Annotated in this window: 15 protein-coding genes; 5 read left to right on the top strand and 10 right to left on the bottom strand. The window is 42.4% G+C overall.

Features of this window, described 5'->3' with window-relative positions:
* Positions 1-36 precede the first annotated feature (36 nt).
* Together NSB03_RS13980 and NSB03_RS13975 are read left to right on the top strand one after the other, a co-directional pair.
* Positions 37-336: a Dabb family protein gene (locus tag NSB03_RS13980; RefSeq protein ID WP_024987726.1), complete on the top strand. Its 300-nt coding sequence runs from the start codon at positions 37-39 to the stop codon at positions 334-336.
* Between the two features lie 17 nt (positions 337-353).
* A complete protein-coding gene (locus NSB03_RS13975; RefSeq protein WP_162222235.1) occupies positions 354-2,414 on the top strand; it encodes a protein-disulfide reductase DsbD family protein in 2,061 nt (686 codons plus the stop codon).
* A gap of 68 nt (positions 2,415-2,482) precedes the next feature.
* Here the strand turns inward: NSB03_RS13975 and bglX are convergent, their stop codons facing one another.
* The 10 genes from bglX to NSB03_RS13925 all read right to left on the bottom strand — a co-directional run bounded on the left by bglX (position 2,483) and on the right by NSB03_RS13925 (position 20,237).
* On the bottom strand, positions 2,483-4,723 hold the full coding sequence (bglX, locus tag NSB03_RS13970) for a beta-glucosidase BglX (protein ID WP_136014558.1): 2,241 nt from the start codon (positions 4,721-4,723) through the stop codon (positions 2,483-2,485).
* 7 nt (positions 4,724-4,730) lie between these two features.
* Complete coding sequence (locus NSB03_RS13965; RefSeq protein WP_024987727.1) at positions 4,731-6,722, bottom strand: FAD-dependent oxidoreductase; 1,992 nt, start codon at positions 6,720-6,722, stop codon at positions 4,731-4,733.
* 8 nt (positions 6,723-6,730) lie between these two features.
* Positions 6,731-9,046, bottom strand: a complete 2,316-nt coding sequence (locus NSB03_RS13960; RefSeq protein WP_024987728.1) for a glycoside hydrolase family 3 N-terminal domain-containing protein — start codon at positions 9,044-9,046, stop codon at positions 6,731-6,733.
* A gap of 85 nt (positions 9,047-9,131) precedes the next feature.
* Positions 9,132-10,346, bottom strand: a complete 1,215-nt coding sequence (locus NSB03_RS13955) for a COG1361 family protein (protein WP_024987729.1) — start codon at positions 10,344-10,346, stop codon at positions 9,132-9,134.
* A gap of 13 nt (positions 10,347-10,359) precedes the next feature.
* A complete protein-coding gene (locus tag NSB03_RS13950) occupies positions 10,360-11,715 on the bottom strand; it encodes a glycoside hydrolase family 2 TIM barrel-domain containing protein (protein ID WP_044655851.1) in 1,356 nt (451 codons plus the stop codon).
* A gap of 4 nt (positions 11,716-11,719) precedes the next feature.
* Positions 11,720-13,366, bottom strand: a complete 1,647-nt coding sequence (locus NSB03_RS13945) for an FAD-dependent oxidoreductase (protein WP_024987731.1) — start codon at positions 13,364-13,366, stop codon at positions 11,720-11,722.
* A 26-nt stretch (positions 13,367-13,392) separates the two neighbouring features.
* Complete coding sequence (locus NSB03_RS13940; RefSeq protein WP_024987732.1) at positions 13,393-14,979, bottom strand: RagB/SusD family nutrient uptake outer membrane protein; 1,587 nt, start codon at positions 14,977-14,979, stop codon at positions 13,393-13,395.
* 12 nt (positions 14,980-14,991) lie between these two features.
* Positions 14,992-18,261 (bottom strand): TonB-dependent receptor, encoded by a 3,270-nt coding sequence (locus tag NSB03_RS13935; RefSeq protein ID WP_024987733.1) that lies wholly within the window; start codon positions 18,259-18,261, stop codon positions 14,992-14,994.
* 269 nt (positions 18,262-18,530) lie between these two features.
* Complete coding sequence (locus NSB03_RS13930; protein WP_024987734.1) at positions 18,531-19,508, bottom strand: FecR family protein; 978 nt, start codon at positions 19,506-19,508, stop codon at positions 18,531-18,533.
* A 126-nt stretch (positions 19,509-19,634) separates the two neighbouring features.
* Entirely contained in the window at positions 19,635-20,237 is a 603-nt protein-coding gene (locus tag NSB03_RS13925) for an RNA polymerase sigma-70 factor (RefSeq protein ID WP_024987735.1), read from the bottom strand.
* A gap of 174 nt (positions 20,238-20,411) precedes the next feature.
* Between NSB03_RS13925 and NSB03_RS13920 the strand changes: the two genes are divergently transcribed.
* The 3 genes from NSB03_RS13920 to NSB03_RS13910 all read left to right on the top strand — a co-directional run bounded on the left by NSB03_RS13920 (position 20,412) and on the right by NSB03_RS13910 (position 23,834).
* Positions 20,412-21,065, top strand: coding sequence for a DUF2490 domain-containing protein (locus NSB03_RS13920; protein ID WP_024987736.1), 654 nt, complete (start codon positions 20,412-20,414; stop codon positions 21,063-21,065).
* A 306-nt stretch (positions 21,066-21,371) separates the two neighbouring features.
* Positions 21,372-23,273 carry a fimbrillin family protein gene (locus NSB03_RS13915; protein WP_024987737.1) on the top strand — a complete coding sequence of 634 codons (1,902 nt, stop codon included), beginning with the start codon at positions 21,372-21,374 and terminating at the stop codon, positions 23,271-23,273.
* A 69-nt stretch (positions 23,274-23,342) separates the two neighbouring features.
* Positions 23,343-23,834, top strand: coding sequence for a PaaI family thioesterase (locus NSB03_RS13910; protein ID WP_024987738.1), 492 nt, complete (start codon positions 23,343-23,345; stop codon positions 23,832-23,834).
* Positions 23,835-24,079 lie beyond the last annotated feature (245 nt).

The raw sequence follows: 24,079 nt of genomic DNA, 5'->3' as shown, positions 1-24,079 counted from the left end.
ACAAATATAGAAACAATTCATTAAAATAACAACGTAATGGTAAAACACATTGTATTATTTAAGTTAAAAGACGAAGTTTCTGCCGAAGAGAAGCGGGCAGTTATGACGAAATTTAAGGAAGCGATAGAAGCGCTTCCTGCTAAAATCTCCGTAATCCGGAAAGTTGAAGTCGGATTGAACATGAATCCCGGAGAAACGTGGAATATAGCACTTTATAGTGAGTTTGATACTCTGGAAGACGTGAAATACTATGCGACGCATCCCGACCATGTAGCTGCCGGCAAGATTCTGGCTGAGACGAAGGAGAGCCGTGCGTGTGTAGATTATGAATTATAACCCTCCAATTATTGAAAATGAAAAAGTTAATTTCTTTTCTGCTTTTAAGCTTTGTTGGCTATGCTTTGCAGGCACAGATTAAAGATCCGGTAAAGTTCAAGACTGAGTTGAACACTCTTTCTGACACGGAAGCTGAGATCGTATTTACCGCTACCATTGATAACGGGTGGCATGTTTATTCAACCGAACTTGGAGATGGCGGACCTATTTCCGCAACATTCAATGTTGATAAGAAAAGTGGTCTGGAGCTTGCCGGAAAATTGAAACCGGTTGGCAAAGAGGTAGCTACTTTCGACAAGTTGTTTGAAATGAAAGTACGTTACTTTGAAAATACTGCAAAGTTTATTCAGAAAGTAAAACTCACAGGCGGGGCTTATGAGATAGAAGGGTATCTGGAATATGGAGCTTGTGATGACGAGAGTTGCCTTCCGCCTACCGAAGTTCCGTTCAAGTTTTCCGGAGTAGCAAAAGCCGGAAATGCGGCTGCGGCTAAAACAGAACAACCGGAGAAAAAAGAACCGGAGAAAAAGGAAGAACCTGCTCCCGCTCCTGCCGAAGTGAAAGATTCTGCCGCTATGATGGAGCTGGTGCCCGCCACTCCGGTGGATGCGGCTACGGATATTCAGCCTGCCGTTGCATCCGGTGAACTTTGGAAGCCGGTTATCAGTGACCTGCAAGCGTTAGGCGAAGAACATGGTCAGGAAGATATGTCCTGGATATATATTTTTATAACAGGTTTTCTTGGCGGATTGCTGGCTTTGTTCACTCCTTGTGTATGGCCGATTATCCCGATGACTGTCAGCTTCTTCCTGAAACGCAGCAAGGATAAAAAGAAAGGTATTCGTGACGCGTGGACGTATGGAGCATCCATCGTTGTGATTTATGTGGCATTGGGGCTGGCTATTACATTGATTTTTGGCGCTAGTGCGCTGAATGCGTTGTCTACCAATGCAGTCTTTAATATTCTCTTCTTCCTGATGCTGGTGATTTTCGCAGCTTCGTTCTTTGGAGCATTCGAAATCAGACTACCGTCGAAATGGGGAAATGCAGTGGATAGCAAAGCGGAATCTACAACCGGTTTATTGAGTATTTTCCTGATGGCTTTCACGCTTTCGCTGGTTTCTTTCTCTTGTACAGGCCCGATTATCGGTTTCTTGCTTGTGCAGGTTTCCACAACAGGAAGTGTCGTTGCTCCGGCTATCGGTATGTTTGGGTTTGCCATCGCACTGGCTTTGCCGTTCACTCTGTTCGCATTGTTCCCGTCATGGCTGAAGTCTATGCCGAAATCAGGCGGATGGATGAATGTGATTAAGGTGACATTAGGTTTCCTCGAACTGGCATTCGCGCTTAAATTCTTGTCAGTGGCCGATTTGGCTTATGGCTGGAGATTGCTTGACCGTGAAACATTCCTTGCTTTGTGGATTGTTATTTTTGCTTTGCTCGGATTCTATCTGTTGGGTAAGATTAAATTCCCGCATGATGACGATGATAATAAGGTGGGAGTTACCCGTTTCTTTATGGCGCTTGTCTCTTTGGCATTTGCGGTTTATATGGTTCCCGGTCTGTGGGGAGCACCGTTGAAAGCGGTAAGTGCATTTGCTCCGCCTATGCAGACGCAGGACTTCAACCTGTATAAGAATGACGTACATGCGAAATTCGACGACTATGATTTGGGCATGGAATATGCGCGTCTGAATGGAAAACCTGTCATGCTTGACTTCACCGGATATGGTTGTGTAAACTGCCGTAAGATGGAAACAGCGGTATGGACTGATCCGAAAGTGAGTGATTTGATTAATAATGACTATGTATTGATTACCCTTTATGTAGATAACAAAACTCCTTTGAGCGAGCCCGTGAAAATCGTAGAAAACGGTACAGAACGCACTTTGCGTACGGTCGGTGATAAATGGAGCTATCTGCAACGTGTGAAGTTTGGCGCTAATGCCCAACCTTTCTATGTATTGCTGGATAATCAAGGCAAGCCGGTGAACAAGTCATATGCTTACAACGAGGATATTCCTAAGTATATCGAATTCTTGCAGGCCGGACTGGAAAACTATAAGAAAGCGAAATAATCGTTTCTCTGATAGATTGATAATAGAAAAGCGATCTCATTTTTTCGATGAGGTCGCTTTTTATATTGTTATTTTACTTCGAAGAAGGTTTCCAACCCATTCTGGCTATCTGTGCCAATCATTATTTTGAACTTGCCTGCTTCCGCCACTTTTCTCATGTCAATATTCCAAAAGGCTAATTCGTATAAGGGAAGTTCGAATTCTACCGTCTTTTCTTCATTAGGACTTAATTCTATCCTTTTAAATCCTTTTAGTTCCTTTACCGGTCGGGTGACGGAACCGAAAAGATCCGATGCATAGAGTTGAACCACTTCTGTTCCTTTATATTGCCCTGTGTTTTTTACTTTGACGCTGATTGAAAGTGTATCTTCCGGAGTGAGGACGGTGCGGTCTGTCTTTAAATCGGAATATTCGAAAGAAGTGTATGAAAGGCCATATCCGAACGGGAATAAAGGTTGTGCTCCTAAATCAAGATAATAAGAGGAATGTCCTAATACGGATTGTTTGGCATTTAAAGGTATTTCGTCCAAAGGCTTTTCTTTTCCTGTGGCCGGACGTCCGCTGTTGGTGTGATTATAGTAGATGGGAATTTGTCCCGTTGCTTTTGGGAAAGTAACGGGTAGTTTGCCACCAGGTGTGGTCTTGCCAAATAAAATATCCGCCAATGCGTTGCCGCCCATCGTTCCGGGATGCCAGGCATACAATACGGCATCGGACAGGTTCAGTTCCTCATTGATAACCAACGGACGTCCCGCCATAATAACTGTAATGAGCGGCTTATTTGTTCCGCTTAATACCTTGATAAGTTCGGATTGCGCTCCTTGCAGTTTTATATCAGCCAGACAATGTGCTTCACCCGATAGGATGGCTTCTTCACCGACAAAAGCTATAATGGCATCTGCCTGGTATGCTTTCTCCAATACCTTATTGAAGTTTGTCTTATTTTTATCTCTGCTGTACTCCAGACCTTTCACAAAATGAATTTTCACTTTGTCACCATACTTTTCACGTAGTGCTTTTATAGGCGTCCGCGTTTTCTCTGTTTCTCCGTCCATTGTCCAGGTTCCGAGTTGGTCGTGAGGAGCATCGGACAACGGGCCTACTATCAGGATACTTTTTATGTTCGAAGACAACGGTAATGTGTGGCTTTCATTTTTCAATAGTACAACAGACTCTTCCGCCATTTTCTTTGCAATAGCCAGATGTTTGTCCGAGTAGGTTTCTTTTCTCTTATTGATATCAGTGTACGAATTATCAAACAGTCCGAGCCTGAATTTTAATCTTAGTACATTTCGCACAGCATTGTCCAATGTCTCTTCGGAAATTATTCCTTTGGCGATTAATTCTTCGATATTCTGAATGAATGCTTTGGAAGACATATCCATGTCCAGTCCGGCTTCTATCGCTTTTCGGGCTGCATCTTTCCGGTCTTCGGCGAAGCCATGTTTTATCATTTCCGTTACAGAACCCCAGTCGGAAACGACAACCCCGTCGAAATTCCATTCTTTGCGAAGAATATCCTTTAATAGTTTTTTGTTGCCTGTAGCCGGAATCCCGTCGTTATCATTGAACGAAGTCATGATACTGGAACAGTTGGCTTTTATTGCTTTCTCGAAAGGCGGAAGATAGACATCTCTCAACAGTCTTTCGGGAATATGGGTTGAATTATAATCACGTCCTCCTTCTACAGCTCCATATCCTATAAAATGCTTGGCGCAGGCAGCCATTGATTGCGGATTTGATAAATCGTCACCTTGAAATCCATTTACTACGGCGACAGCCATCTGTTCTGTGAGATAAGTGTCTTCACCGAAACTTTCGGCTATGCGTCCCCACCGGGCATCTCTGGATATATCTATCATAGGTGCAAATGACCATCTGACACCATGTTCCGTGGCTTCTATGGCTGCGATTCGTGCCCCTTCCTGTATCAGTTCCGGATGGAAAGTGGCAGCTTGCCCTAACGGAATGGGCAGCATGGTCTTGAAGCCATGCACAACGTCGCGTGTAAAAACCAAGGGGATACCCGTTCTTGATTGTTTGCAGGCAATTTCTTGTAACTCATTGACGACTTCGGGTTCGGTAACATTCATTACCGAACCGGTCTCTCCTTTACGTATCAATACCTTCAAATTCTCAATTGTACCTCGCCCGTCAAGCTGGTTAAGTTGCCCTACTTTTTCATGGATAGTCATGCTTGATAGGGTTGAATCAATCTTTTGTTCCAAGTACGTATTCTTATTCTGGGCATGGGAAAAACAAAATATTGATAACAGATACAGTAAACACCAATTCTTTTTCATATACATATAAATCTTATTTTACGGGTACGAACAGCATAGCGTCGGCAATGACCGTCCCGCTTGTGTCTTCAGTGGATATTTCTACATAGGGCATGCGGCTTTTTTGAAAATCGTATGTTCCCAGTTCCACCCATTCTCCCGAGGTTTGTCCTTCTATTCTCACGCTGTCTTTATGTATGACTCTTGTCCAACTATCGGTTCCGTCCGAGATGGAATATGTGATAGTCGGCGAAATGTCTTTTCTCATGTGATAATAAGTATATACTTTGTACTTTCCTTCATGTTCTATATGTGGGGTGAAACGGACAGGTGAACCGTTGCGGGCTTTGGATTTCAGGAAAGTGGGGCCATATCCTCCTCGCTTTTTTATAATCTCCCAATCATTATTCGCGGATATGTCCAAATCGCAGTCGTCTATCAGTATCTCAGAAGAACTGCCGTCCAATAGTGGATTTTCGTGTAGTAATGCTTGTACTTTTTTGATATCGACGGTCTGCACGCTTCCTGTGTTTATGGCTTCTGTTGCGGCGATAGCGGCAGACTGTGCCAGTACCATGAATACCGGCTCCATACGGATGGAACCATAGGCGATATGACTGGCGGAGAGACAAACGGGAACGAGCAAGTTCTGACATTCTTCTTCTTTTGGGATGATGGAACGATAGGATATGGGGTAGGGGAGTCCGCCGCCGATTTCTACATTTCCCTCATTTTTTACTATGTACTTGCCGTCTTTTTTTACGAGTATCCGTTGGCAGTTGTGTGAGTCCATGGTATATGCGGCCATACCGATACCATCAGTGACCGTTTCCCGCCCTTCACAATGTGCTTGCGTCATTACATAATCCCCTGTCATTCTGCGGCTTTCTCTGATATATAGTTGGGGCGACCAATGATTGTCCTCTGTATATTCGTCTTTGGGGTAGCCCCATGCTTGTATTTCATCTCTTAGTTCTTGCGGAACCCTGGAATCGGTCTTATAGAAATAAAGTAATCCCTGAGTGTAGTCTTTATGTGCTTGAATGATTTCCGCCCTTTCTTCATAAGATGCTTCCGGATAGTTATGGTTCATTCCGATCATATCAGTCGAAAATCCTCCCCGGTTATTTATATCCGTCTTATTGTTTGGCATCCGGCTCCAGATAAAATAATGGTTTAGTTTTCTTTTATCGGGTTGGGCGTCAAACAGGCGTAACAGCAACTCATATTTGGTGGAATCATAATTTTCCGGCCGGGTGATTTCTATTTTGTTGGCAGGATTATCGGTGAGGCAAATGCGGTAATTATAGGCTTGCACTAACTTGTCGCCCGTACCGTCCGGCGAGAGTGCGGCAGGACTGATTCCCCATAATAATCCGCTTGTGGAATCACCTTTTATCTTGTACGGGTCTAGTCCATCCGGGAACTGGTGTCCTTTCATCAGTTGGACGCCATTGTAAGTTTCATGATACAGTTTGTTGTCTTCCCGTCCTATCGTGTATGAAACTCCTGCTTTAGCCATCAGGTCACCCTCATAAGTACAGTCGATGAATACTTTGGCGGCTATGGATTTGCCGGGTTTTGTCCCGTCGGAACTTTCAAGTGTGATATTTTTTATATATCCGTTGGCAAGTTGGGCATCTGTGATTCTGTATTTATATAAAACCTCGACATCTGCCCGATTAATGTAGTCATTAAAGATGCTGTCCGCTACTTTGGGTTCGAATATCCATTGTTCCAGTTTGCCGTAATGAGCACCCAAACGACGGTAAAAGTCTTTTGATAATCCGGTCACTACTTGTTTGTTTCCTATATCAGTGAAACCAAGCCCGCCGGAAGTCAGTCCGCCGAGACGGTTTTGTGGTTCGATAAGCAACACCTTCTTACCCAACATCTTGGCAGAGTATGCTGCTATGACTCCGGCGGAAGTACCGCCATAGATACATATATCGTACTTTTCTTCCGGGTTGCTTTTACAACTGTACAGAAAAGTAGAAACGGTCAATAATAGAATAAGTTTCTTCATATTCGGTTTCATTTTACGTTAAACTTAATTTTTTGTAGGTCTTTGTCCAAAGAACTGCCACCCACCATGACGGTGAATGTGCCCGGTTCGAGCACATATTCGGCTTTATGGTTATAGTAGGACAGGTCTTCTCTGTTCAAGCGGAATGATACCACTTTGCTTTCTCCCTTTTCCAGAAGAATACGTTGAAAACGTTTCAGTTCTTTCACCGGTCGGGTGGTGTTACTGTAATCATCCCGAATATAAAGCTGGACGATTTCTTCCCCTTGCCTTTCTCCTGTGTTGCTGACATTCACTGTAACCTCAATTTCTTCGTTGGCATTATAATCCGTCTTGTTTGTTTTCAGTTGGTCGTATTTGAAAGAAGTATAACTTAGACCATACCCGAAAGGATAAAGCGGTGTTTTATCCCCGTCGATATAAGGATGGAGAAATTGGGACGGTTTATGATTATATACCGTTGAAATCTGGCCTACGTGCCGTGGAATAGTGATTGGTAACTTTCCGCTGGGATTTACTTTGCCGAAGAGAATTTCTGCAATTGCTTTTCCACCCATTGAACCAGGCTCCCAAGCTTCAATGATAGCCGGGATATTTTCAGCAATCCATCTGGTGGCAAGGGGGCGTCCGTTTACTAGGATGACAATCGTAGGAACTCCTGTTTTGTAAATAGATTCCACAAGATAGTCCTGTTTACCCCAAAGAGCGATGTCCATGCGATCCCTGTTTTCTCCGCATGTTTTCTCTTTCCAATGTTGCCGGAAAGAGTCTTCACCGACTACGACGATTGCCAAATCCGAAGACTTTGCTGCTTGTACGGCTTCTTCTATTTTGGCGCTGTCCAGTGCTCTCAGATTCCAACCGACATCTACATAATTTATCTGTGCGCCGGATGCTTCTTCTTTTATGCCTTTCAGTATGGTTGAGACATTTTTCTCCGGTTGCTCAAATACCCAGTCGCCCATAATTGATTGGTTGTTGGCGTTAGGGCCTGTCACGAGTATCTTTTTGAACTTTCGGGTGTTGATGGGAAGCAGGGCTTCATTTTTCAAAAGGACGATGGAGCGTCGGGCGATTTCGATTGCCGTCTGCTGATGTTCTTTGCTGAATACCGTTTTCTTTATGCCGCCTTCCGTGACATACCGGTTTTCGAATAATCCTAGCCGGAACTTGGCTTCCAGTATCTTGGCGCATGCCTTATTAATTCTTTCTTCCGTCAGTTTTCCTTCTTTTATCAGTCTCAGGATGGCATCGGAAAAAACAGGACCATGCATATGCATGTCTACTCCGCCATCTACGGACAAGAAGAATGCACTGGTCGTATTTTCGGCTATCCGGTGGCGTGTGCTGATTGCTTCCATATCCATCCAGTCGCTTACAATGAATCCGTCGAATCCGTATTCATTGCGTATGATGTCAGTCATCAACCATTTGTTTGCATGGCACGGGACTCCGTTCAATTCATTGTGCGCCGGCATAAGGGTGAAAGGCTTGGCTTCTTGTATGGCTGTTTTGAATGGTGGCAAAAAGATATTTCTCAGTTTGCCTTCACTCAATTCTACCGGACCGGCATTGGTCCCGTTATTGGCTATTCCCCCTGCGACGAGATGCTTGGCACAAGCCAATACGGTGTTTAATCCTGTAAGATTGTCTGTTTGCAGACCTTTGATGCATGCTACTCCCATGCGGGATACCAGATACGGGTCTTCCCCGAATGTTTCTCCGACTCTTCCCCAACGGGCATCGCAAGCTATCTCTATGTTGGGAGTGAAAGCCCAATGAGAACCTGTTGCGCGCATTTCGAGAGCTGTCTGTCTGTTTGCCTGTTCTATTAAATCAGGTGCAAATGTGGAAGCCATTCCTATGGGAGACGGGTAAATGGTAGAGCCACTGACAAGCCCGTTTCCGTGTATGGCATCAATCCCTATCAGCAAGGGGATCTTCAAACGGCTTTTCTCCGCCAACTTTTGCAAATGATTGGCTTCTTCCGGAGTCAGGACATGAAGAAATGAACCTATTCTTCCCTGTGTGACCATCCGTTCTACTCCTGTGGAGTGCAATCCTTTATAGAATCCTCTGGCATGACCGTTCAGCAGCTCTTCTTCCGTAATATTCTTTTCTGCATCACGCATATGCTCCAGACCGACATACTGGCACATTTGGGCAATCTTTTCTTCCAGGGTCATTAAGGACATGAGGTTTTCAACTCTTGTCCGGACTGACTGGGAAGGGTCAAGGTATATCGGTTGTTGGGGTGCGTCATTGGCCTTGGATACTAAAGGCTGAAAAGCAATAAACAGGATAAATAATAATTTTATTTTCATTGTTTTATAGATAATAATTTCTAATCCGCCCCTATTTTTGTCATAAATAAGGGCGGTTAAGAATTAATTTATTTTGAGAACCGGATTATTTTTCCACTTTCATGTCGATGGTGACATTTCCTTTCGAACTGCCGCTGGCAAATGACCTGACAATTATAATACCATATTTGTCGGCTACAGTTTTGAATCCGATGATAGAGCCTACCCCCAGTTTTTCTGTCAGTTTCTCTATTTCTGCTTCGGATGAATTGGTGTAGAGATTCTGAATCATTTCAGCAGAATTGATTGCCAGGAACTCATCCGGTGTTATTTGCATAACTTTCAGTTTCGTACTGTTACGATGTTCCCAAGTAGCTATTGCATCCGGTGCTTTAAAAATAGCTGTGATACTTGCGTCGGACGGAGATACGAAATAATAGCCATATGAATTGTTGCTGTAGAATAAAGTAATGTCAATATTAGCTGATTTGGCTGCCGCTCCGTCTCGTACATAAATTTCTCCATTCGTGGTATTGAGGAAGGGACCTGCATCCGTACTGGCTTGTGCTCCGATTTTGAGTCCGTAGAATTCGTTGATGTCTAATTCTACAGCTCTCGTTACTTCTACGCTATATTCGCTTCTTACGATACCGCCGTTAGCATCCATCACCTCAAAAGTGAATGACAGGGTTTGTCCGGCATTCAAATCTGTAGTTGTGTATGAGAACGTATATGTATCACTGTTTGGATTCTCGAATGTCTCTTTGGTCAAATCTGTAAGTTCGGAATCAGCCAGATATGTTTTTATACTTCTTAGTGTTGCTGAAGAGGTAATCTCAATAACGAATGCGACCATTTCCCCTGCAGTGACTGTCTCCGGTGCTGTATCAGGAATCCTTATTTCGATTTCCGGTTGGGCGGCCTGAACGTAAACGGCATATTCGGCAGTTGATTTCTTTTCTTCATTATCAATTGCCAGTATTACAAAGTTCAGTGTTTTTCCTACTTCTTCCGATTTTATGGTATATGCTACATTGTATGAGCCTTTATCCGTATTTTCCGGATATTCTTTGGCGCTTCCGGGGATTTCTTGCGAGTTGAGCATGGTAACAACTTTTTTGATATCGGCTGTGCCTGTCATTTCTACAGAGAAACTGAGCTTTGTTCCGGGGTAAGCAATGACAGGTTCGTCTCCGACTTTCGTGAACTTAATAGTCGGTTTCGGGTTTTGCTGTATAGTTTCGTCATCACTGTCGCATGCTATGAAAAAGATAGCCGCGAGACACAACAAGATGCTTAAATTATATTTTAATAGTTTCATGGTCGATATTTTTTTATTGAACAGAAAATGGAATAACCGCACTTGCTACTTTCTTATTTTTCACGTCGCGCACAAAGACTATCAGACGATAGTTGCCAACTGTTGAAGGAGCTTTGAATGTAATATCCTTTTGGGTGTTATCATCTATCAATCCGGTGATACCATCCGGCAGGCTGCCGTCTGAAGAAGCTGTCTTTTCTTTCATAATCATCCAGTCGTAGGTCAGCGCATCTCCATCCGGGTCGGTGGCTGTAACTTTTGCTTCGTTGGATGAATTCGGGCTGACAATAATAACGTCTTCCGCTTTTTTGCCATTCATCAGCATATCATTACGGGTTGCTATCACTGGTGCACGGTTTTTCGGGTAACTTCCTGTCCATGCATATTGCATGGCATCGACTGCCGGGAAGGTATATCCTTTCTTGTCGAACAGCCCGTACCAAGTCAGTACTTCTCCGTGTGTCTGGTATCCCCATAAGAATACGAACGAACCTAAACATCCGTTGTCCTTATTGGCGGCTATATTCTCCTGATAGGCTTTCAGGTAGACGGCTTCTTTTTCACTGCTGGTCTGTTCTACCAAGCCACCCCACGGCAATATTCTTTCGGGTTCGGGATTCATTTGCCACGTACCGCGAGGTCCGAATTCTGTAATCATATATGGTTTGGTCCAGCCTGCGGACTGAAGGTTGCCCAATACTCCCGGCAGGTTAGGCGCATATGTATTGACCGATAGAATATCTATATGAGGGGCCTTTTCTATAATATTCTTTATATGGTTCACGTTAGAGGATGCCAATGTCGTTGTAGTGGGATGATTGGGGTCGGTTTCGTGAATCATCTTAGCTATATCATTGATTGCATCCCAGAGTTTGAGATTGGTATAACTTGCTTCAGCTTCATTGCCTATCGACCATACCAAAAGCGCCGGATGGTCTTTGAAGCGTTCGACTGTTGCTTTTATTTCATCAAACTGAGCTTTTACCGCCGCACTGTTGTTATAATCAAAGCCGTCGGTTTCTCTTCTGATATAGAGCCCGAAATTTACATAAAGTCCTTTTTCCTGTGCGCTGTTCAAAATAGTCATGCTCTTGTCAGACACCCCATATGTTCTGATAACATTGGCTCCGAAGTCTTTGGCTTCAGCATAGAAGTTGTTGCATGCGGCTCCTTTGATATATAATTCTTGTCCGTTTACAAGCAATTTCCATTTTCCGTCGACTTTTGATGTCTCAACTTTAGCGGGGGGAACAACTGGCTTTTCTTCAAAAGAACCTTTGGGGATTGTATAATTGTCGTTGTCTGAACACGAAGCGTTCAGGACAGCGGCAAGTATAAAGAATGAGGTAAATAGGTATTTTAGTTTCATAACTTTATTTTTTAGTGGGTACTGATAATAATTGTCCGTCCTGTAGTAATTTATACTTCAATACATCATAAGATAGTTTCTGGACAGGTAAATTGGAATCTATTGCCAAAGCAGCGGCAGTGGCTGCCGATTGTCCTAATATCATATATACCGGTTCCATTCTGATAGTACTGTAAGCTACATGAGAAGATGACAAACATACAGTTGCCAATAGGTTGGCACATTCTTCCTCCTTAGGAGTCAGTGAATAATAACTGATAGGGTAGGGGATGGTAGGGGCAAATATGGTGCCCTCGTTTCTTAACTTGCCTTCTTGGTCGATGACACGGGATACATAATGGCAGTCAAGGGCATAAGAACCTAGTCCCACCGAATGTTCGGCGGGTGTACGGTCTGTTTTGCGTACATTCTTTTCTGTCATCACAAATGTACCGATCATCCTGCGGGCTTCGCGCACGTATATTTGATAAGGGAAATTCCGGGTGTCGGTGAATTCGTCTTTAGGCAATCCCCAATCCAGCATCTCCTTGCGGATATGTTCGGGTACACGCTTGTCATGTCCCAAAAACCACAGCATGCCCAGTGCGTAATCTTTATGCAGTTGCTCTATTTCCTTTCTGGTTTTGTAGTCGGCTTCTGCATAGTCGTAGCTTGCTCCGAAGAAGTCCAGATGGTTGGTATCCGTTTTCTTGTTAGGCATAGGAGTCAATGTTATAATTTGCTGGAGTTTTGTTTCCGGTTCCAGTTTCAGCATACGTACATATATCTCATACCATAACGGATTATAGTTCTTCGGCTTCTGAATGGATATACGGTTGTCGGGGTCGTTTGTCAGAGTCATTCTGTAGCAATAGGCTTGTACGCGTTTGTCCGCATCCCCTTGTTTACCCCATTCCTGGGTTGTCACATAAGGCAGAGCGCCTGATTTTGCATTCCCTTCCTTGATGTAAGGACTTATCTTTGTCAGGTCTTTCCCTTGGTCATAATTGATACGGATACCGTTATAGGTTTCTCCGTATTGTAGGTTTGATTCGCGCCCTACTGTGTAGGAAATTCCTGTACGTGCCAGAAGGTCTCCTTCGTAGGAAGCGTCTATAAACATTTTAGCTTCAATAACCTTTCCATTCTCCAGTTGGATGCTCCGGATTATATTCTCTTCTTTCCGGACGTTCTTATTCAGGTCGAGCCGGTGGTTGAAAAGGACTTCTACTCCTGCCGTTTTCAGCATATCCCGCATAATCCGTTCGGCTACTGAGGATTCATAAACCCATTGTATCCGCCTTTCATCATTTTTACCTCTATATGTGCGCTTTAATGTCGAAATCATGAATGATTCTCTGTCTTGATTACGCCATACTTCGGGTTGCAGGTAGTAATTGTATATTTTGTTGTAGAATTCTTTTGTTATACCACCTATCAGGTCATTACGGTTCATGTCGGTAGCTGTCAGTCCTGATGTGACAAGACCGCCTACATGGTCGTTCTTCGATATAAGCACTACTTTCTTACCCATACGTGCGCCTTGTATCGCTGCAATTACTCCGGAAGCTGACTCTCCATATATACAAATGTCATATTGTGGAGTATTGGCAAACAAGCCTGTAACAAAAGAACAGAGCAGTAGTATTAATATAGTAATCTTTTTTCTCATCTTATTATATGTATGTTTTTCAGTGATTATTTGTATCCAATATTTTGCGGAAAGTTTTCGGCTCCCATATTGATGACTTCCGCTTCGGGTATCGGCCATCTCACAAAGTGAGGGTTGGCAGGCAGATTATTACGTCCGAGAATAGATGCAGGTATTTCCGGGTCCCCGGCATATGCCTTGACTTGCTCAATAAGTATTCCAAGACGTTTCAGGAAATACCATCTGTCGCCTTCGAAAGACAGTTCGCGAGCTTGCTCGTCCATAATGTCTTTCATAGTGAGCACACCGGTGAATTTATCGTTTCCGGCTCTTTCCCACGTTTTGTTGAAATAGTATTTGGCTAACGTCTGGTCATTCTTCATCAAGGCTGCTTCGGCCGCCATTATATAGGACTCGGCAAGACGGTATACTATCACATCCTTATAGCTGCGTGTCTCAGAAGCGGTGCGCGTCCATTTATCCCCATACTTGATGCATCCCGGATATACATATTTATTGATGCTTCCGTTCTTATATAGTGGAAAATAATCTCCGGGTTTTACTGTAGCCGAACCGTATGAGATGTTCTTATCAGTAGTATTCTTGTACTGGTGTATATAGTACTCCTGATAACGTTTGTCCTTAGCTTTGTCATACAGTGAGAATAAATAGGGACTGGGGAGACATCTTCCGTAAGTATATCCCCAGTTGTCATAAGAACAGGCATATTCTGCGGTTCCACCGATTTCTGTGCGATACTGTGCGATGAAATAGGCGGCAAAGTAATTACCTTTCGGACTGGCACTGGATAAGTTGCCGCCCGGATTTTTACTCCATTGTTGCACCATCAGCGCTTCTTTATGGTTCAAGTCTCCGGCATTGAAAACTTCATTCAGTGCAATCAAGTCAAAATGACCGGATTTCTCAATTTCTTCCACTTGTTCCAAAGTCGTATCCCAGTCTTTGAGCCATAATGCTGCTTTGGCTTTCATATGACGGGCGGCAGCTTGGGTGAACCGTCCCGCTTCATCAGATACCCAATCGAGGTTTGTAATGGCATACTCCAAATCTTCGTAAATCAGGTCGAACACCTCTTTCTCGGAAGCAGCATGAAAATCTCTCGGGTCGTTGACGTTTTCAGCAGTAGTCGGCAGTACATTCAGCCATATCCTGTCGAATGTGCGATAAAGCAGAAAATAAGACTGTGCTCTGAAACACTTTGCTTCTGAAACGGTGGCCCGTAGTGAAGGGGTGTCTTCCAAATCCTCGGCGGCAGCAATTATTTCATTGGCTTTGCCTATGATTTGGTACATCGTGCGCCACATAAATCCTACCTGATAAGCAGACGGCTTTAAATAATTAGGGTCATAGATGCCGTAAAAGTTACCGGTTCCACCGTTGGTTACGGCTAAATCCGTACCTCTTTCCAAAGCAAAGATGGTGGAGTTCTCAGTATCATTTGCATAGTTACGTTGCAATGCGTATAGTGCATTGACAGCGAGCTTTAGCCCTTCCGGTGTTCCGAATACGTATTCGGAGCTATACTTCGTCTTATGTTCTTCGTCCAGGAAGTCGGAGCAGGAAGTAGTAAAGAGGAAGCAGGCTGTAAATATAAATAATATACTCTTTTTCATGATTTTACCTTATTAAAATGTCACATTCAATCCAAATAATACAGTCCTGGGTTCGGGATAATCTCCCGGAGTCTGTTCCGGGCCGTAAGCCTGTACGTCGGTTTTCGTCCAAAAGTTAGACAGTGTCATATAGAGTCTCAGACTTTGCATGTATGCTTTGCTGATAAGTGCATGGGGAAAATTGTATCCGAAAGTAACGTTTCGCAGACGGACATATGATGCATCCTGATAGCCCAATGAACTGATGTATGCGGGTGCTTGCGTCATGTTGGGCGCAGGGGCTTCATTAGACGGGTTATTCTGTGTCCAGTAATTGCGTCGGATACCGTTCCGCTTGGCAGTCAAGTCGCCACCATTCTCGAATGTGGTCAGATAAGGGTTGTAGATTGTCCCACCATGAGAGATATACAAGTCGGCAGATAAGTCGAATCCCTTATAGTTGAAAGATGTGCCGACCGTACCTATCCATTTGGGGTCACGTTGCATCACTACTCTGTCATCGGCTGTTATCTGGTTGTCGTTGTTCACATCCCGCAGTTCGATACTACCCGGAGTAGCTGTCGGCATATGAGAATTGGCGATATCGTCATCTTTTTGCCAGATGCCGTCAAATACATAGTCGTAATATACATTCATCGGATATCCGACAAACCATTTGTTGTTCACGTCATCAAGCGGTTTTCCATTCTCATCGACTTGTCCGTCTATCTTTTTTATTTCATTTTTGTTCTTGGTGAAAGTGAAGTTGACATCCCATCTGAAATCTTTGATTTTGACGGGAGTGGTATTCAGCGTTATTTCGATACCATTATTCTTCATTTCCGCCAGATTCACGGTCTGGGTGGAATATCCCAGTGAGCTCGGAATAGACTTGGTGACAAGCAGGTCGGTAGTCTTGGTAGTATAGTATTCTATCGTACCATTGATTCTTCCGTTGAAGAATCCGAAATCAAGTCCGATATTCCCGGAAGTGGACGTTTCCCATTTCAAGTTAGGATTGGTCAATTCTGTTCCGGGCAGGTATCCGATGACTGTTTTATCTCCGAATTCAGTCAGGTACCTGTCAGTCAAGCCAAGTGATTTATAAGGATTGACTCCTTGATTACCCACCGCACCGTAACTTAGACGGAGTTTCAGGTTGGACAGCCATTTGGCTTCTTTCAAGAAGGACTCTTCATTTATCCGCCAGGCAAAAGCTCCTGAGGGGAAATAACCATATTTATTATTTTTCCCGAAAACCGAAGAGCCGTCCACGCGTAAAGCGAAGGTGAATAAGTATTTCTCGAACAGGTTGTATCTCACACGTCCTAAGAATGATAAAAGTTTTCTGTCAGACAATTGCCAGGTAGGAGTACCATATTCATTGGCGGAACCTATTGCATTGTAGGTCAAGTCGTCATTCGCAAATCCTGTGCCGTTTATTCCTAAACTCTTCCATTCAATGACATTCACACTTTGCATAAAGGTTGCGTCGAAATGATGATTCTTATTGAAATCCTTCACATAGTTGACTATATTCTCGAACAGGTAGTCATTGGAGAAACTGGTTCCGGCAGTCGCTTTTCCATTGTTGTTGCGTCCGGTCGTGTGCTTCGTTCCCTGATACGTGTTGCTATGGACGGTTCTGATATTCAAACTTCCGTTGGCACGATATGACAAGTCCTTTGTGATTTTCCAGTCTACGAAGAAGTTGATCAATAACCGGTCTGTCTGGCTTTTATTGTTTGAGTAGTCGATATTCCATAATGGGTTGTAATGAGACTCCCCGGCTTCGGTTACATCTTCACGCAATGAACCGTCGTCATTATATACTTTTGCCAGAGGCGGCATGGTGATAAATGAATTGAAGGAGCCGTCGGCTGTTTTCTTCCATGATTTGGTGTATAAGAAGTTCGTACCTATTGTCAGGTTTTTCAGTAGTTTGTGGTCGATGTTCAATCGTCCGCTCAAACGCTGGAATCCTGAATTAGGAACCATACCGTTCTGGTCAAAATATCCCAATCCCAGGGCGTATTTTGTTTTGTCCCCGCCGGATTGGATTAGAATATCGTGCTTTTGTTGCCAGACGGAGCTTATCATTAGTTTTTCCCAGTCAACATATTCTCCTGATTTGAGCACGTCGAGCATCAACCCTCTGAAACAGTCGGCTTCATCATAACTAAGATTGGCATTGTAGTATGCTTCCTTACGTAAAGCAGCCCATTCTTCTCCATTGTAAAACTCAAAGTTCTTATGAATACTTTGTGAAGCAGCGTAAGTGTTATAACTGATTTTCATCTTTCCGGTCTTTCCCCGTTTGGTAGTAATCAGTATGACACCGTTGGCGGCGCGTGCACCATAGATTGATTGTGAAGAGGCGTCTTTCAGAACTTCGAGCGATGCTATATCGTTGGAGTTTATATCATCTATACTACTCATTGGAACACCGTCCACAATATAAAGAGGGTCATTTCCACCGGAAAGGGAACGCCGTCCCCGAATCAGAATGTTTGAACTTCCACCAGGCGCGGCATTAGCCATGGTGACTTGTACACCGGCAGCTTGTCCTCTCAGCATTTCACCCAAGCTGGAAGAGGGGGTGGCATTCAGTTTCTCGGAAGTTACGGAAGAAATAGCCCCTGTGACATCACTGCGTTTCTGTACGCCGTAACCTACTACTATTACTTCGTCCAGCAGTTCGCTGTCTTCTTTTAGTATGATGCGCGCTAACTCTTTACTATTAGCTTTAACTTCGGTTGTTTGATATCCGATGTATGAGAACTGAATAGTAGCGTCTTCGGTTACGTTTGCCAAAGAGTAGTTTCCGTTAATATCGGTAATGATACCGTTTGTCGTACCTTTTACTAATACATTGGCACCGATAATGGGTTCACCGTTCTGGTCTGTAACTGTTCCGTTGACTGTTTTGGTTCTTATAGACTTTATTGTTTCCCGACTTTTTTGTTTGCCGACGGAGATGGTATTGTTTTTCCTATTGAAATATAAATTGGTCTGTACCGTTATCTTGCTCAGAATATTTTCTAATGAGCTGTTGCGTGCTTTGATTGAAATGCGTGGAGCAGCATTCACAATTTCCTGGTCATAAAAGAATTTGTAGCCGGTCTGCTTGCTTAGTTGATTGAATACATTTTCTACGGTTTCATTCTTGACATCCAGCGTAATGTTTTTCTTTTCCTGCGCCTGTGTGTAATAAGGCAATGATGACAAGCATACGAATAGTAAAAAAGCTAAAAATGAATGTACATTCCTGCCTTTCCTTTTTATATTAGGAAGATTATTCATAAATTTGTACGTTTTAGTAATTGAATAGATTATTTAAAACAAAGTTCGTAATGTGCGATACGTTATTCACACGGGTCGAAACGAATGAATATCCGTCCGGATTACGGAATAGGGGCTTCTCTGAGAGACGGCTCCTATTTTTCTGAAATAGGATTAACCGGGTGCTTTCATAATATAATTTTTTTTAGAATTATAAGTTTAATATTCAAGGTTCTATAAAGTAATACACACGATGGATTATATGCCAGGGTGTGATTAACATCTTTTTGCTATTTATATAACAATATGCAGTTTCCTTCTTTTTTATACCGGATACCACTTGTATATTCAATAGATTGAAGAACTGCTTCCAGGCTCTTATTGTCGTGCTCTCCGGAAATCAGATTATTGAATTTACCATCGGCAAATGTAATGCGGCAATTGTACATTCGCTCCAGCTCCTTTGCCACGTCACGTATCGGAGTACTGTTGAAACGCAGTCCACCTTTTTTCCATATCGCCACCGGGCGCTCTTCGCGTCGTTTGCTGTATTCACCCGAAATGGTATTGATAAGTACCTGTTCCTTGCCTTTTAACCGCATCATTGCTTCCGGCAAGTCCACTTGTACCTTTCCGCTTTCCACCTCTACAGAAACAATTTCATCAGAAGAATAGGATTTTATGTCAAAGCAGGTTCCCAATACACGTATATCGAAACGGCGGGTACTGACAATAAAAGGCTGTTCCTCATTTCTGTATACCTGAAAATATCCTTCACCTTCCAGTACTATTTTACGTTCTTCTCCTTTGAAACTATTCGGATACCGTACATGTGAACATGAATTTAGTGTCAGTTGGGTGCCGTCGGGCAGAAGAATCTGTTTACGTTCGCCATAAGAGGTTGAGGCTTCCAGATAGATAGTCTGTCGTTCATTCAGATGTTCCAGATAATGAATTCCGCCTAGTACAAGACAAACGATTGCTGCTGTGCTGATGGCAGCAACAGCGATACGACGCAGCCAAGTACGTTTTTTATGTTCTATGCGTTTCAATAATTGGCGTGCTTCCCGTTTATAGTGTTCCCGTTCAAGATCAGTGAGAGGTTGCTGTGTTGCCGCTTCTTCCCACACATCAGAAGACAACTCATCGAGTGTTTCATGATTATCCGGGTGGTGCAAGCTGTTCAGTATTTCCCGGGCATCCTCTGTGGTATAGAGATCATCCAGATAGCGACGATATAAGTTCTTGTTATTTTCTGTATTCTTCATATTCTGTTATTTAGAGTTCGGGGATATCTTATTTTCCCCTTTGTATAATTAGTACACAAAGGAAAAGAGTATCTGGGGTATAGTTAACTTCCTTTAACTATCAACTTCATGAGAAACTGTTTCCCGCTAAAGGTTGAGGCAGATAAGGAGCAAGATCAGGTCAGTGCCGGTAATGGAGTGTTTTTCCAAATACGTACGAAGTGAACGTAATGAAGATGAGATATGCTCTTGTACAGTATTGATAGAAATTCCCAATGCTTCTGCAATTTCTTTGTGAGACATTTGTTTTTCACGGCTCATTTCGAATATTTCCCGTTGGCGGGAAGTCAGTTGTTCCAGTGCTTGGAATACAAGTCTTTGTAAATCATTAGCAATGATTGCATTATTTGTCTCATTGCTATAGTCTATAGCTTGTGATAGAATCTGTTCTTTCAGCCGGTCTTCACTCGCTTGTTCACGCAATTGGTTTAGAATCCGGTTGCGCATGATTGTATATAGATAAGAAGAAAAAGAGGTGTCCGGATTAATAAAACGGCGACTTTCCCAAATTACAGTGAAGGTATCCTGAAAGATGTCTTCAGCGTATTCGCGTGACTTAAGGAAACGCATGGCCAAATATATCAGGCGATTTTTATAAGCCGCATAGAGTTCGCAGAATGCATCCTCATCTCCGGCTATCAGACGGATGACGAGCGAACGTTCATTACCGGGAATATTTGTTGCGCACATATAGCATTTAGGTTTCAATTCACAAAGGGATTGCTTAGATTGTCACAAACGTACGTAAAATCCGGGAAATAAAAAAGGAAAGAAGTAGCTAATCTTTTTCAGATTTATTTCAGTATCATGATTTTTCTTTGCCGGAGATAATTTGCTATCTTTGCAATTTTAACCCGATAATCAATGAGTAGAATATTATTAAATACTAAGGTCTGGCTGTTTGTTTTATTAGTTGGAACAGCCTCCTCCGTACGGGCACAAAGTGATGATTTCACTACATGGACTAAGTTCAAAGTGAATCATAAAATAGATTCCCGATTTTCTGTTTCCGGTGATTTGGAACTGCGCACGAAAGAGGATATGAGCAGAATGGATCGTTGGGGACTTGCTGTCGGCGGTGTTTACCATGCATATTCCTTCTTGAACTTTGGCATCGGTTATGAAACTCATTTTCGGAGTCTGGGAGACTCGGATTGGAAACTCAGGCATCGTTATCATATCAGTGCGGTTGCAAGTTATCGTTATCAATGGTTGAAAGTTTCTTTGCGGGAAAGTTTTCAGCAGACTTTTGACCGTGGAGATTCGGAAACTCGTCTGCGTTCCCGTTTAAAATTAGCCTATGCACCGGCAAAAGGGGTTGTTTCACCTTATTTCTCTCTCGAAATTTATCAAAGTTTGGACGATGCTCCTTTTTGGAGGGCGGATCGTATGCGCTATCGTCCGGGAGTAGAATTTGATTTAGCCAAACGTTGGTCATTAGATGCGTTTTATTGTTATCAGTATGAGGCTTCACGGGGGAAACATATTGCCGGGATAGAAGTGGTTTATTCTTTCTAAAAAATGGTGCTTTCTTAATATAATAAGGTGTAGGTTTAAATCGATTAAATATATATGTAGTTTGCTAATTGATTGATTATATGATGATTAAAAATAAATTGAGAAAATTTCTTAATTGAAATATGTCTTCTCTTAACTATAATATGTATTTTTGCTCTTGGTATTTCAAAATGGAATGCTGAAATTAACGATTCTACAGTAACAACAGACGTGTTGTGTGTTTCATAACTGAAAGCGAATACTTCCTCTTATGTCATTCTTCTGCTCAATCAGCGATTTCTAGTTTTGACCAAAAAAACAATAATAATGAAAACATGTCATGACCTATTTGTGGGAGTAGGTTTATTTATTCTGTATTCTGTTTCGTTAACAGCTTGTGTAAATCATATTTCAGAAGAAGGAGAAAGAATCAATAATGGAGATATCCCATTGAAATTTGTAGCTGATATTCACGAAATAGTCAGTACTCGTGTGGCAAATAATAATTTTGAAGAAGGGGATGAGGTTGGTTTGTTTGCACTTGTCGGTAACACAACAATGCAAGAAGAACGTTACGCTGATAATCTTCATTTTGTACGTTCTTCCAGTGGTGAATTTGTTTCTGATGAGTCGGTTTATTATCCGGACGATGGAGTAGCGTTGAATTTAATCAGTTATTATCCGTATCAAGAAGAAGGAGTAGCAATGGGGGAAAGCACTATGCAAGTATCGGTTGCTACGAGTCAGAATAAATCTATAGATTATTCACATTCGGATTTTCTGATTGCATCCAAAGAAGATGTGTTGGCAAGTAAAGAGGCTGTAGCTCTGACTTATAATCATCAGTTCTTCCGTTTGAAGATAGTTCTTGTCCCGGGTGAAGGAGAAAATGTAGAAGATATGTTAGCTGCCAATCCTACACTTTCTGTTAGTGGTTTTTATACTAAGGCTATTTATGATTTTCAGAAAAAGGCTTTTTCTGCTTATTCCGAAGAGAAAGGAATAATTCCTGCAGGCGAATGGGAAATAAAAGAGGGGCGATTGGTAGGAAAAGAACTTATTCTGATACCGCAGGAAGCGACGATGGGATACCAGTATATAACATTGGAAGCCGAAGGAAGACCATATACTAGTTTGCTGCCTTCTACTTTACAATTGGCAAGCGGTAAGCAAAGAGAATTGGAAATCACATTTGTAGCAGATGAAGATATATTAATGAGTAAGGTCAGTGGAGAAATCGGTGATTGGGATGGGGCTGAGATAGATCGGACTGAATCGGTGACTCTTCATAAATATGTAGATGTATCGAAGTTGACTTTTGAGAAATCGAATGTGTATAAAGTATTGAATTCAGGAAAACAAGTTGCTGAAATATGTAAAGAGTATTTGGTGACTCCGGAATTTTCTTCCCAAGCGATTGTTGCTTATCCGATGAAAGAAGATGGCAGTGTTGATTTATCACAAGGAATTGTTGCTCAACTATTAGAAAAATCAGGTAAGATTCATGGTGGAAGTGTTTCATGGAATGTGGAAGATAATTCTTTGACTTATGTTGCCGGAAATCTAACTGCCCGTAATAATGTTTATATACTGGCGGACGGGAGAATTTCATTGTCAACAGCAGTCGCAGATAATGTATTATCAGTTTTGGCATTAGAAGACGTCGTCCGTGATGTACGTGGAGGTATGATTCACAACTATCCATTGGTGAAGATTGGGACTCAATACTGGATGCGGGATAATTTGGAAACTGCCTTGTATGTGAATGGTGACGAACTTCCTAAGTTGGATGCCGTAACAGAAAATGCTGTCGGATATTTGCAATCGGATGCAGAACATCATTTTTACACTGCTAATGTGGCATTATCTGCTGATTTCTTACCCGCACATTGGAATATACCGAATAAAGGGGATTGGAACCTCCTGAATACTTATCTAAAAGGAGATGCTTCTTTGTTGAAATCAGGAACTTGGTTACCTCTGAAAACAGGAGAGACAGCGCAGCCTGCTAATAATCTTTCTGGTTTCAATGCTGCCCCTATAGGCATGTGGGTTGAACCGAATAAGAATATATTTGGAGGTAAGCATTTGGCATATTGGACATTGGATGATACAAATACAGCAATAGCCGATGATGTCTTTTACCTGAAAAGTGATGAAAATACGATCGGAAAGTCTGCTCCAGGTGTCGAGAGAAAAGCTTTTGCAATTCGTTGTATCCGAAAGTAGATTAGTGGAAATCATCCTTCTTTTTCATATTTTGCTTATATTTGGAAGAAAAACTAAAAAGAGAGAATCATGAAGAAGATAATAAATCCCTGGAAAGGTCTGGAGGGGTACAACTGTTTTGGTTGTGCTCCTGATAATGAAGTTGGTGTAAAGATGGAATTTTACGAAGACGGTGATGAAATCGTAAGTATCTGGAAACCTCGTCCTGAATATCAGGGTTGGATTGATACACTGCATGGTGGTATTCAGGCTGTATTGTTGGATGAAATTTGTGCTTGGACGGTACTTCGTAAGTTGCAGACAACAGGGGTTACCTCCAAAATGGAGACTCGCTATCGGAGGTCAATTGATACGAAAGACTCGCATGTCGTACTGCGTGCGTCCATTAAAGAGGTGAAACGTAATATTGTGATTATTGAAGCCAAACTATATAATAAGGATGGCGAAGTATGTACGGAAGCTGTTTGCACTTACTTTACTTTCTCGAAAGAAAAGTCGAAGGATGAAATGCATTTTACTTACTGCGATGTAGAACCGGAAGAGATTTTATCTTTAATTTGAAATAAAAACTCAAGTTTTTGTGATAAATGTTTGGAAGTATAAAACAAATGCTTTAATTTTGTCGCAAATAATAGAAGAAATATGAAATATACAGCTACACATCATCATCATTTTCCTAACGAATAGTCGGTGGGCATAGATGATATTGTGTATACTCTATATAACGATAACGAAGAAGGTGTGTCAAAATGCGCACCTTCTTTTTTTATGCACAAAGCCCCTACTTTCACAAGCTGGGGCTTTGT

Source organism: Bacteroides acidifaciens (genome assembly GCF_024623065.1).
Taxonomy (GTDB): domain Bacteria; phylum Bacteroidota; class Bacteroidia; order Bacteroidales; family Bacteroidaceae; genus Bacteroides; species Bacteroides acidifaciens.
This window is presented reverse-complemented; position numbering and strand designations above follow the sequence as displayed.